Consider the following 12455-nt stretch of genomic DNA (forward strand, 5'->3'; position numbering starts at 1 on the left):
GGAAGTGACACATACGGATTCAAAAAAGCCTCCTCCCGAAGGACGGGCAGCCGCCTGCCCGCCCGTCCCCCCGCCAACACCCGTTACTTGACGCTGGCGACCGCGTCCAGAATGACCTTGGCGACGTCGGCCGGGCGAGATTGCTGCGGCACATGGCTCGTCGGCAACTCCGTCACCTTCGCGCCGATCTGCCGAGCCATGAAGCGCTGGGCGTCCGGCGCGATCATGCGGTCGTGCTGACTGATCACGAACCACGACGGCTTCTGGTGCCAGGCGGCAACGCTCACCGTCTCGCCGAATGCCGTCGCCTTGATGGGGCCTTGTGTCGCGGCCATCACACGGGCCTGTTTGGCGGGCACATCCTGGGCAAAATACTGGGCAACGTCCGCCGGTGGCAGGCTCAACCACCCGCTGGCGTCGGCCACGAGATGGTCGGTGCCCGGCGCCTTGGGCAGGTCTTTCGATAGCGTTTCGACCGACTGGCCGGCGTCCGGCGCGAAAGCTGCCACGTAGACGAGACTGGCCACCTTGTCGTCCTTGCCCGCTTCGGTGATGACCGCACCGCCCCACGAATGGCCGACGAGCACAACCTTGCCCGGCTGATTGTCGATGGCCCGCGTGGCGGCGGCGACGTCGCCGGCAAGCGAGTCGAGCGGGTTCTGCACCGCAGTGACCTTGACACCCTTTTCCTGAAGCAGCGCGACGACTTTGGCCCAGTCCGAGCCGTCGGCGAAAGCGCCGTGCACAATCACGACAGACGGCGCGGCGTCGGCCGAAGCGGCTGCGTGCGCCGTAGCGGCAGCACCGCCGAGAAGACCGGCGCTCAACATGAGGGCTGCGATAGAATGGCGTTTCATCGAAATCTCCTTTGATCTGGGAAAACGAGCCACGAAGTTGGCTCGAGTGGTTGCCAGTGTCGTCGTCCGTCCAGCGTCGCGGTATCGGACGATCGACCGATAAGCCACCGATAGCGGATGGGCGATCGATGCCTCCGCGCTCCCCCAACCCGTTCCCTTTCACCACGCGCCAACATGCCCCCGAGCACCGCCGGACTCACCGACGCGATTCTTGCGCTCGCCTTCATCGGCGACCTGAGCATGGGCCGCTCGACGGATCACTCTCGCCGCGCCGCCTGTCTGGCCGGGTGGCTCGCGCGCGAATGCGGGGCGGATCTCGCCGCGCAAAACCATGCACGGGCCACTGCGTTGCTTCGGTGGTCGGGCTGTACGGCCAATGCTAGCGGCTTTGCGGAACTGCTCGGCGACGACGTCGCGGCGCGCGAGGCCATGATGGCGCAGACGCTGCCACCGTTGTCCACGCAAACGCAATCGCTCATCGTCCCTTTGGCGCTGATTCACTGCGAGGTGTCCGGCGACATCGCGGCGACGATGGGGATGCCCGCACGCGTCGTCGACGCGTTGCGCAATGTCTTCGAACGCTTCGATGGGAAAGGCATGCCGGGCGGACACGAGGGCGATGCCATTCCCGAAACGGTCTTCTTCGTGAACGTGGCCAGCGATCTCGAAATCCTCTCGCACGCCCATGGCCGGGACACCGCTCGCGCGTTTGTGCGCAGTCAGTCCGACGCCAAATACCCGGCACGTCTTGTCGAGACCGCCTTGCGTCACGCGGATCACTGGTTCGACGAACTCGCATCCGGCGATCTCGATACACCCACTTGGCAACTCGCAGGGCACCATCGCCACGCCGATGTCCCGCTGTCCTTGCTGGCGGATGTCACCGAACTGAAGCTGCCCTGGTTGGCTGGCTTCTCGCGCCGCACAGCGGATCTCGCGTCGCGCACCGCGCAGTGTCTGGCGCTCGACACCGATACGCAGGCGCAGTTGCATGCGGCAGCCCTGCTGCATGGCATCGGCCGCGCCGCGCTACCGAACCGGCTGTGGGAAACGGACGGGAAGCTGTCCGCCGATCAATGGGAAAAGGTGCGACTTGTGCCCTATTGGAGCGCGCGTGCCGCCAAGCAGATCGACGGGCTGCGGCTTACGGCGGAACTCGCCTCTTACGCCTATGAGCGGCTCGACGGCAGCGGGTATTTCCGTGGCGTCGCTGGCCCAGCGTTGAGCACGCCGCAACGCATTCTTGCGGCCGCCGTGGCCTTCGAGGCGTTGCTGGCCGACCGGCCATGGCGACGCGCGCATTCGTTCGACGAAGCCGCCGGCGTGCTTTCGCGAGAAGCCGGCGATGGGAAATTCGACGCGGAGGTCGTGGCCGCCATCGTCGCCACCGCCCAAGGACAAACGCTGCGCCCACGCGCGGCCGCACCGGGCACAGGCTCGCTCCTGTCGCCGCGCGAGATCGACGTGCTGCGTCAGATCAGCACCGGTCTGAGTAACAAGGAGGCAGCGCGAGCGCTCGCGCTGAGTCCGAGCACCGTGCGCACGCACGTCGAGAGTATTTTCCGTAAGCTGGACTGCTCCACCCGCGCAGCGGCCACGCTCAAGGCGTTGACAGCCGGGTTGCTCTGAACACCGGCGGCAGCAGCCTGTCGCAGGTCGCGGCGATACCGGCATCGTGCAGATCCCATCGGCCCTACGCATCGCAGCAGCTTTCGTTATCCGAAATTCGTGATCTTCACCGCCGGGTCGCGTGATAGCATTCCGGCTTCTCTCGCGCGACAACCGCTCCCGACGCATGCCTTTCACCGCACGCAAACGCCTATTCGCATGGCTCGGCCTCGCCGCCATGTGGCTCGCGATTTGCATGCCCGCCGTCAGCCAGATGCTGGCCGCGCATCGCGCGGAACAAGCGCGAATGCTGAACGCCGCGTTCTGCACGGTCGATGGGATGGCGCCCGCGATGGCAATGGCCCCGACGGCACACGCGCACGACAGCGAAGGGATGCATGGCGCGTCCATGTCTCACGCGTCGCACGACAATCAGGGCGACGTGTGCGGCTACTGTTCGCTGCTCGCCAATCACCCGCCGCTCGCCGTGCCCGCGCTCACCGGCGCGGTGTCGTTCACATGGATTGCCCGAGCGGGAACGGCCGCCGACGCGCGCCCGACCAACGCTCAACTCGCCTTCACGCCGCCTGCGCGCGCGCCACCTGCCGTTTCCTGATCTCGCGTTCAGTCCGATGCCTCGCCGCTACCGGTGACAGCGTCGTTCATTACTCACGCCGCATGTCAGCCGCACGTCACGATGTCGGCCGGCGCGCGCCGCCGCTGCCGCGAGCCAACGCGCCCTGCAGCGGCGACACGAGACGGAATCGTTCCCCTATGCAGATCCCCTATTCCCAAACGCCCCAGACGCCCCAGACGCGCGAAGCGCAATCGGCGACCACCGCCGGGCAGTACCGAACCCTCTGGCGCTGGCATTTCTACGCGGGGTTGTTCGTCATGCCCTGGCTCATGGTGCTTGCAATCACCGGAACCCTCTACGTCTTTCAGCCCCAAATCGAGCCGTGGCTGTATCACGACCGGATGGTCGTGGCAGCATCCCCGTCCCCCCGGCTGAGCGAACAGGCATTGATGGATCGCGCGGCGGCATCGCTGCCCGCCGGATCGCAAGTCAGTTCCGTCGAAATCGATCGTGACCCGAAGCGCAGTGCCGAATTCATCTTTCGCCTGCCCAATGGCGAGCGGGAAAGTGTTTATGTGAACCCGTACACGGGCACGGTGCTTGGCACGCTGAGCGTCGAGCATCGGCTGATGAAGCAGGCTCGCGCGCTCCACCGCTCGCTCATGCTGGGCAAGCCGGGTGAATGGCTTATGGAACTGGCGGGTTGCTGGACGCTCGTCATGCTCGCGACCGGGCTCGCATTGTGGTGGCCACGCGCCGGCGCGACATGGGCGGCCGCACTGCGCCCGCGTCTGCAATTGCGTGGACGCGCGCTGCTGCGCAATCTGCACGGTGTGGCCGGCCTCTGGCTGGCGGCCGGCGGACTGGCTTTCGTGCTGACCGGGCTGCCGTGGTCCGGTTCGTGGGGCGCACAGTTCAAGGCGCTGGCGACGAAGGCCGGCATGGGTTCTCCGGCAGGCGCGTGGGGCGAAGCGCCGGTGCGCTCGCAACTCCCGGCCAAGCCGATGAAGATGGATGACCTGCCCATCGCGCAAATTCCGTGGGCGGTCGGCAATACGACGGTCCCCGTTTCCGCGCCACCGCCTGCGTCGAAAACCTCGTCGACGCCGGGGACGAACGACATGACGTCGATCACCGGAATGACGCACGGCGGCATATCGCGCACGATGCCCGCGATGCACGGCGATGCCAACGAGCACGCACGGCATGAAGGCCACGAAGGCATGGGCAGCATGGGCATGTCGCCCGCCAGCCTGTGTGCCCACGGGGCGCTGCCGGTCGACGACATCATGGCCATTGCGGCACGTCATGGCGTTCAGAGCCGCTACAGCCTTGTCGTGCCGTCGCGCCCGGACGGCGTCTACACCGTGTCCTACTTCCCGGCAGACCCGCGCGACGAACGGACGTTGCACATCGATCAGTACAGCGGCAAGGTCTTGCGGGACATCGACTACAACGTCTACGGCGCCGTTGCGCAAGCGATCTCGTATGGAACCTCGCTGCATATGGGCAAGTACTTCGGCGTCGCCAATCAATGGCTGTGTGCGTTGATTTCGATGGGATTGTTCGCGATGGCGGCCTCCGGCGCCGTCATGTGGTGGATGCGCCGCCCCGCCCGTTCGCTCGGCGCACCGTCTCGCCCGCAAGCACGACCGCCCATGCGCGGATGGACGATCGGCATGTTCGCGCTCGGCGGCCTCTTCCCGCTGATGGGGGCGACGATGGCGCTCGTCTGGGCCGGCGACCGCCTTGTCTTCGGACGCCGCGCTCGCGGATAACCTGTGCCGCGTCTTCAGACGTTCATGCCGGCGAATGCCGCCGGCCGCGGCCCGACATACGCCGCACGCGGTCGAATCAGTTGCGTACTCTCGCGCTGCTCCATCGCATGCGCGATCCAGCCGACGGTGCGGCCCAGTGCAAACAAACCGAACGCCGCACCTGCCGGCAGATTGAGGTGGCGTCGCACCGCCACGAGCGCAAAGTCGAGTGACGGACGTTGCCCGATGAGCGCATCGGCAGCGTCGATCATCGTCTGCCAGGCGGGATGCGCGGGCAACACTCGATCAAGCATCGCACTCGCGCGAACATCGCCCGCCGGATACAGGTGGTGCCCGAAGCCCGGCAGCTTTTCGCCGCGAGCGAGCCGCTCGCGCATGCGTGCGGCCACGTCCGTTTCACCGACTTCGTCCCACATCGCTTCATTGCGAGCAGTCGTGCCGCCATGACGGCCACCCGTCAGCGCCGACAACCCCGCGATGACCGCCGCACGCAAACTCGCGCCGGTCGACGCGACGCAACGTGCCGTGAAACTCGAAGCGTTCAACTCATGGTCGGCACACAGCACCAGCGCCATGCGAATGAGGTCGGCCCCCTCGGCATCTCGCACCTCCCACACCTGGGCACATTGTTCGTGAATGGGGGCATCGCTGGGCAACGTGCCCAGCAGACAGGCGGTCATCAGACGCAACAGGGCGGCATTTCCCTGTGCGACACGTACCGGATCACGCTGCCAGACGGCGGTCGACGCGTCATCGCTCGCCACCGTAAACGCGGGCAACAACGCCTCCTCCGCGCGCCGGGCGCGATAGCGCTCCAGTAACAGCACCGGCCAATCGCCGAATTGACGTCGGCGATCGTCGTCCGCCACGAAGGCCGACGTCTCGTCGCATTGCCACAGCCACGCCGCCGTCGCCTCGACCGACGCCGTTTCGGCCATCGTCAGGGCGTCGCGCCCCCGATAGTAGCAGCGGCCGTCTTCGATCAGCGTGATCGAAGACTCCAATACCGGCATCCCCCAATCCAGTGCCGCCTTGGCCACCTCTTTCGGTTTGCGTCCTCGCGTGCGCTGCGCGGCCAGCCGCTCGACGTCGGCGACCCGATAACGGCGCTCGCGATGCGTATTCCCCCGTTCCGCGTGCAGCAATCCGCGGCTCACATATGCGTAGAGCGTTTGCAGCGACACGCCGAGACGCTCGGCGGCCTGCGTGGCAGTGAAGTAATTCATGGCGTTCGGCACGTGTGTCCAAGGGGAATGAACCAACAGCTTGATTAAGTTAATCAATATTGACAATAAAATCCATCGGCATAAGCTTCAACGCGCCGGCAGTCTCGCATCGCGACTCAGTGCGATGTCACGTATCGAATCGTTCAAGGACTTCCTATGCACGCCACTGTTTCCGGGCGCACCGTGTCGCTCGCCGACGCCTCCCATTTCGTTACGTCCTATCTGGACGCCATGCGTCTGGCGATCGCCGCACACGCCGCCACGCCCCCCACCGCCCCCGACAACCTGACGATCAGCGGCAGTGGCGCGTTACCGTGCGCCTTTCCGTATACCGATTTCGCCACGGCAGCCATCGCCAGTGCGACGCTCACCGTCGCCGGCCTCACGACCGGTGCGGCGGGCGATTACGGACTCGCGGCTCACGCGGCGAAGCCGGCGGTCAACGTCGACCGGCGGCTGGCGTCGTTCTGGTTTCAAACGTCGCTGCGCGCGCAGGGATGGTCGTCGCCACCGATGTGGGACCCGATTGCGGGCGACTACCGCACGTCCGATGGCTGGATTCGTCTGCATACCAATGCACCTCATCACCGCGCCGCCGCCCTCGCGGCGCTTGGGGTAGCCGCAGATCGCGACACGGTGGCACGCGAAGTGGCCGGCTGGCAGGCCGATGCCCTGGAGACCGCCGTTGTGGCGCAAGGAGGATGTGCCGCTGCCATGCGTACGATCGCGCAGTGGGACGCCCATCCCCAAGGCGAAGCCGTGGCCCGTGAACCCTTGTTGCATTGGCAGACGTTCGACGCTGGATTGGCGGCTGGCGCGCAACGCGACATCGCCGGATGGAAGCCGATGGCTGAGCGTCCGCTCAGCGGAATTCGCGTACTCGATCTCACGCGCATTCTCGCGGGGCCGACGGCAACGCGCTTTCTCGCCGGGTTCGGCGCGCAAGTATTGCGCATCGATCCGCCCGGCTGGGATGAGCCCGGCACGGTGCCGGAAGTGGTACTCGGTAAGCGCTGCGCGCGTCTCGACCTGAAACAGACCGACGGCCGCGCGGTGCTCGAAACCCTGCTACGTGAGGCGGACATCGTCGTTCACGGCTATCGCCCCGATGCGCTCGACTCTCTCGGCCTCAGCGCCGCGCGGCGGCGCGAACTCAATCCGATGCTGATCGATGTCTCGCTCGATGCCTATGGTTGGCAAGGCCCCTGGCAGGCGAGGCGCGGTTTCGACAGTCTGGTGCAGATGAGCGCCGGGATTGCCGACGCAGGGATGCGGGCCACAGGCGTGCCGCAGCCGGTACCGTTGCCGGGGCAAGGCATCGACTACGCCACGGGATATCTCATGGCGGCAGCGGCAGTTCATGCATTGGCGCTTCGCCAGACGCAACTCGTCGGCAGCACCGTGCGTGCCTCGCTGGCCCGGACCGCGCGTTTGCTCGTGACGCATCGAACGCCCGACCCCATGCCCTCGCCGCTCGCTGCGGAAACGCCGGACGATCTGTCCGCCCGGATCGAAGATACGTCATGGGGACCCGTGCGGCGCGTGGCCACGCCAATGTCGATCGCGGGCACGCCCGTCGATTGGGCCCTACCGGCGATGGCGCTGGGCACGGCCACGCCGCGGTGGCCTTGATCGCGGATTACTCGATGACGTGACGCCGCGCTTGCCGCGCGGCGTCGAGCTGACGCTCCGCCTGACTCAGGAGGGCCGAGACGTTGACTGGCTCGCCGGTCGGCACGCCATTCGCATCGAATGTCATCGCATTGTCTATTGCAATACCGAAGCTCGCCGTCAACGGCAGGACTTCGCCATTCGGCAAGGTCAATGCCGTGGCTTCGATGCGCCCGCGCAGCAGTTCGGCGAATTGCTGCGCGCGCGAGCCGTCGAGCACACGGGCGAGGATCACGAATGCATCTGCGCCCAATCGCCCGACTACGTCACCGGGCTGGGAGGTATTCAGGCAGATAGCGCCGACGCGGCACAGCACTTCGTCGCCCACGGCATGCCCCCAGGTCGCGTTGATCTGCGAAAAGTTGTCGACATCGAACTTGATCAACGCCACCCGCCCCGGCGACGGCAACGCACACAGTGCCCGTGCCTGACGTTCGAACGCCCGCCAGTTCATCAGCCGCGTCAGCGGATCGGTGTCGGTGCACATCTCCAGTTCGCCCGCCAGGCGCGTATGCTCGCGACGCAACTGCACCAACTCGATGGTGTTCTGCTTCAAGACGCGCAACGCATCGAACACGGCGCGCACCTGCGGGTGGCGCATCGGCATGCCTTCGCCAGGCAAAGACGCCTTGAGATCGCCTTGGGCAAGTGCATCGACAAAGCGTGTCGCCGCCTCGAACGGTTGCACCACGCCGCGACGGAAATCGCGTAACGCAAAGTAAATCAGAAGCACCAGCGTGACCTCGGCCAGCGCAATGAAGATGAGCCACCTGAGCGCACTTGAGCGGCGCGCCTCGACTTGCTGCGCGGCTAACTTCAGCATGCTGTCGCGAAAATCGGTGATCGCATGCATCGTCGGCACATAGTTGTGCGCAAACTCGGCCGTCGTAATCGAGGGCGGCCGAGGCTGACTGGTCAGCGTGCGCACGAGCGCCACATAATGCAACCCCGCCGCAAAATACTGCGCGTTCAGCCCTTTGAGCGTCTCGGGGCCGAGTTCCGGGGGCGTGACCATCCGCGAGACGATCATTTCGCGCAGTTGGTCGATGCGACCGAGCGTTCTCTCGATGGTGCGCTGATCCGCTTCGGTGAGGCTCTCGCCGGTGGTCAGCGTAGCGGTGAAGTCCGAGCCCAGTTGGCCGGCATATTCACGCAAATCCGCTGCCAGACGAGCAAGGATGATGTAGTTCAGTGCACCGGGCGCGCCTCGCGAAATCACGTCGATACGCGACGATGCCACGGGGCTGAAGTCCGCGATGACTCGCATCATGCGGTCGACGGCGTCGCGCACGGCCGCGTCGCTGCGCATTTCGCGCGGGCGCTGTACCAACAGATCGACGTTGGCACTGGCTGCGGCGAGATCAAGGCGGGCGCGCTCGACGGCGTGCAAACCGCCGGCACATCGATCGCACGCGTCAACGGAGAGCGCGGAAAGCAACTCTTGCAGACGCGCGTTGGTCGCCTCGCGCGCATTGCGCAGCGCGATGACGGATTCGTTCGGCAACGGAAGATCGGCGCCCAGCACGGCATTGGCCGGGCCGCGCTCGGCAGACGCTTTCTCCATCGCCTGCAACGTGGCACGCAGCGCATCAAGCGCGACTGAGGCATCAGCGGCGCTCCGGTAACTTCCCCAGGCCCAGATGAGCAGGCTACTGCATAGAATGACGACGACCGAGACGACGGAGAGGTTCTGCAACTGCAGGCGGCCGTTGAGCGAGATGGCCAAAAGTAACTTGTGCTTCATTGACAATGGCACCGTCGGCCACACGGTACAGGCTCCTACTGCGACCGCGACGGATGCCACCGTAATGGCAGCACACCGCAGCGCACCACGGACACGTTGTGCCTGGCACAAGGCACACACGCTTTGGCTTCGCTTTGGCACGGACAGACCGTCCGGGCCAAAGCGAAGCCATTGTCGCACACCGGCTTCCCCTCCCGGACGTCGCCCACGGGCTCACAGGTCGATCGCCAATTCCGTGCCCTGCTTGATCGCGCGTTTGGCGTCGAGTTCGGCTGCCACATCTGCCCCGCCGATGACATGCACGCGTGCCCCCGCCGCCTGAAGCCCCTCTGCCAATTCCCGCAACGGCTCCTGCCCGGTGCACAAAACAATGTTGTCAACCGGCAACACCCGCGGCTTATCGTCGAGGGTGACATGCAGGCCGTCGTCGTCGATCCGGCGATACGTCACGCCGGGAATCATTTCCACGCCGCGATGCTTGAGCGATGTCCGGTGAATCCAGCCTGTGGTTTTGCCCAGCCCGTCGCCGACCTTGGAGGTCTTGCGCTGCATCAGGTACACCTTGCGCGGCGAAATTTCGGACACCGGTGCGCGCAGGCCACCCGCATGGGCGTACGCCTGATCGATACCCCATTCGGCGTAGAACTTCTCGGGCACCAGCGTGGCGCTCTCGCCCGCTTGCGTGAGGAATTCGGCTACATCGAAGCCGATCCCGCCCGCACCGATCACGGCCACGTTTTTTCCCACTGACACACCACCGCGCAACACATCGATATAGCTGAGCACCTTCGGGTGATCGATGCCGTCGATGGCCGGCGTGCGCGGCACCACACCGGTGGCCAGCACGATATCGTCGTACGCGCCCTCGATCAGCGATGCCACCGAGGCACGCGTATTCAGTCGCACCTTCACCCCCGTCGCTTCCAGTTCATGACGGAAGTAGCGCAGGGTCTCGACGAACTCTTCCTTGCCCGGAACGCGTTTGGCCATGTTGAACTGACCACCGATCTCGGTATCGGCCTCGATGAGCGTGACGTCATGCCCCCGGCGCGCCGCCACGGTTGCCGCCGCAAGACCGGCCGGGCCCGCGCCGACAACGGCCACGCGACGCACGCGTCCCGCCGCCTCGATACGCAGTTCCGTCTCATGACACGCACGCGGATTGACCAGACAGGACGTGATCTTGCCGCTGAACGTATGGTCGAGGCACGCCTGATTGCAGCCGATGCACGTGTTGATGGCCTCGGCGTGCCCGGCGGCGGCCTTGTTCACGAATTCAGGGTCGGCAAGCAGCGGACGGGCCATCGACACCATGTCGGCCTCGCCGCCGGCAAGAATTCGTTCGGCGACGTCAGGCATGTTGATGCGGTTCGTCGTGATGAGCGGGATGCCGACATGCCCTTTGAGCTTGCCGGTGACCCAGGCGAATGCCGCGCGCGGCACGCTGGTCGCAATCGTCGGAATGCGGGCTTCGTGCCAGCCGATGCCGGTATTGATGAGCGTTGCGCCAGCGGCCTCGATGGCGCGAGCCAGTTGCGCCACTTCGTCGAAGGTGGAGCCGCCCTCGACCAGATCGAGCATCGAGAGCCGGTAGATGATGATGAACTCGCGCCCCACGCGCTGACGCACACGGCGCACGATCTCCACCGGGAAACGCATGCGGTTCTCGTAGCTGCCGCCCCAGGCGTCGGTACGATGGTTGGTTCGGGCCGCGACGAACTCGTTGATGAGATAGCCCTCGGAGCCCATGATCTCGACGCCGTCATAACCGGCATGCTGCGCCAGCACGGCACAGTTCACGAAGTCGTCGATGGTTGCCTCGACCTCGTCGCTCGTCAACTCGCGCGGCTTGGCAGGCGTAATGGGCGCCTGCAATGCGCTTGGGGCCACCAGATCGGGATGGTAGGCGTAGCGTCCGAAGTGCAGGATCTGCATGGCGATCTTGCCGCCGGCGGCATGCACGGCCTGCGTCACCACGCGGTGCTTGTCAGCCTCCTCCTCGGTGCTGAGCTTCGCCCCTCCGGCATAAGGCCGGCCAGCGTCGTTCGGCGCAATGCCGCCTGTCACCATCAGCGCTACACCGCCGCGCGCACGCTCCGCATAAAACGCCGCCATGCGGGCAAAGCCATTGCGCGCCTCTTCAAGCCCAACGTGCATCGAGCCCATCAGCACACGGTTGCGCAACGTCGTAAAGCCCAGATTCAGGGGCTGCATCAGGTGGGGATAGCCGCTCATCGTTGTCTCTCTCATCGTTCGGCGCAGGCCGTAGGGTTTCGGGGGACGTTCCGGCAAAGCACAGGACACATCGTATGTATGTCTTCGGGTTATGCAACCGGTTGCATAGTTTTTTGGCGATTCTATGCGGGCACTACGAACTATGCAACGGGTTGCATAGTGGAATTAGAGTCCCTAGACTACCGGTCATGCCGCTCGCCCATGCTTTGATGACCTCGCTGCTGGAGAAAGCCTCCTCGGGGTATGACCTTGCCCGCCGCTTCGACAAATCGATCGGCTTCTTCTGGCACGCCACGCATCAACAGATCTACCGTGAGCTGGCGCGTATGGAGGCGGCCGGCTGGATCGACTCCATGGCTGCCCCCGATGGAGGTCGCACCCGCAAACGTGTTTATCGCGTGCTCGATGCCGGCCGCGACGAACTGCTCGCCTGGGCGGCCACCCCAACGGCCCCCTCCGATCTTCGCGACGACCTCATGGTCCGGCTGCGCGCAGACGCCGCCATTGGGCCACTCGGCCTGCAACCCGAATTGCGGCGCCGGGTAGCGCTTCACGCGCAAAAGCTCGCGGCCTACCGGGCCATCGAGGCCCGCGACTTTCCGCAGAGCGAAACGCCCACGCGCGACGCTGCGCTGCAACGGCACATCCTCCTGCTGGGTGTGCGCTATGAACAGGGGTGGCTGGACTGGACAAGAGACGCACTGGCCCTGCTGGAACACTGGGACGGCACAGCTGCCGGAGACAGCATCCCGGCCTGAA

Annotated in this window: 9 protein-coding genes; 5 read left to right on the forward strand and 4 right to left on the reverse strand. The window is 65.5% G+C overall.

Annotated elements, in window-relative coordinates; all coding sequences use genetic code 11:
- Positions 1-83 precede the first annotated feature (83 nt).
- Positions 84-857: an alpha/beta fold hydrolase gene (locus PHO31112_RS18690; protein ID WP_150621863.1), complete on the reverse strand. Its 774-nt coding sequence runs from the start codon at positions 855-857 to the stop codon at positions 84-86.
- A 174-nt stretch (positions 858-1031) separates the two neighbouring features.
- On the opposite strand from PHO31112_RS18690, the gene PHO31112_RS18695 reads away from it, so the two are divergent.
- The 3 genes from PHO31112_RS18695 to PHO31112_RS18705 all read left to right on the forward strand — a co-directional run bounded on the left by PHO31112_RS18695 (position 1032) and on the right by PHO31112_RS18705 (position 4820).
- Positions 1032-2486: an HD domain-containing phosphohydrolase gene (locus PHO31112_RS18695; RefSeq protein WP_150621864.1), complete on the forward strand. Its 1455-nt coding sequence runs from the start codon at positions 1032-1034 to the stop codon at positions 2484-2486.
- A 166-nt stretch (positions 2487-2652) separates the two neighbouring features.
- Positions 2653-3081, forward strand: coding sequence for a DUF2946 domain-containing protein (locus PHO31112_RS18700; protein ID WP_150621865.1), 429 nt, complete (start codon positions 2653-2655; stop codon positions 3079-3081).
- A 158-nt stretch (positions 3082-3239) separates the two neighbouring features.
- On the forward strand, positions 3240-4820 hold the full coding sequence (locus PHO31112_RS18705; RefSeq protein ID WP_150621866.1) for a PepSY-associated TM helix domain-containing protein: 1581 nt from the start codon (positions 3240-3242) through the stop codon (positions 4818-4820).
- Positions 4821-4834: 14 nt separating this feature from the next.
- Here the strand turns inward: PHO31112_RS18705 and PHO31112_RS18710 are convergent, their stop codons facing one another.
- Entirely contained in the window at positions 4835-6046 is a 1212-nt protein-coding gene (locus PHO31112_RS18710; protein ID WP_150621867.1) for a citrate synthase family protein, read from the reverse strand.
- Between the two features lie 231 nt (positions 6047-6277).
- Here PHO31112_RS18710 and PHO31112_RS18715 point away from each other — a divergent pair, with 231 nt between their 5' ends.
- On the forward strand, positions 6278-7678 hold the full coding sequence (locus tag PHO31112_RS18715; protein WP_150622091.1) for a CoA transferase: 1401 nt from the start codon (positions 6278-6280) through the stop codon (positions 7676-7678).
- A gap of 7 nt (positions 7679-7685) precedes the next feature.
- On the opposite strand, the gene PHO31112_RS18720 is transcribed toward PHO31112_RS18715, so the two are convergent.
- Together PHO31112_RS18720 and PHO31112_RS18725 are read right to left on the reverse strand one after the other, a co-directional pair.
- Entirely contained in the window at positions 7686-9461 is a 1776-nt protein-coding gene (locus PHO31112_RS18720) for a GGDEF domain-containing protein (protein ID WP_150621868.1), read from the reverse strand.
- Between the two features lie 213 nt (positions 9462-9674).
- Complete coding sequence (locus PHO31112_RS18725; protein WP_150621870.1) at positions 9675-11696, reverse strand: NADPH-dependent 2,4-dienoyl-CoA reductase; 2022 nt, start codon at positions 11694-11696, stop codon at positions 9675-9677.
- A 188-nt stretch (positions 11697-11884) separates the two neighbouring features.
- Here PHO31112_RS18725 and PHO31112_RS18730 point away from each other — a divergent pair, with 188 nt between their 5' ends.
- The gene (locus PHO31112_RS18730) at positions 11885-12454 is read left to right on the forward strand and encodes a PadR family transcriptional regulator (protein ID WP_150621872.1); all 570 of its coding nucleotides are present in this window, start codon (positions 11885-11887) and stop codon (positions 12452-12454) included.
- Position 12455: the final 1 nt, after the last annotated feature.

The organism is Pandoraea horticolens (genome assembly GCF_902459555.1).
In the GTDB taxonomy this organism is placed as follows: domain Bacteria; phylum Pseudomonadota; class Gammaproteobacteria; order Burkholderiales; family Burkholderiaceae; genus Pandoraea; species Pandoraea horticolens.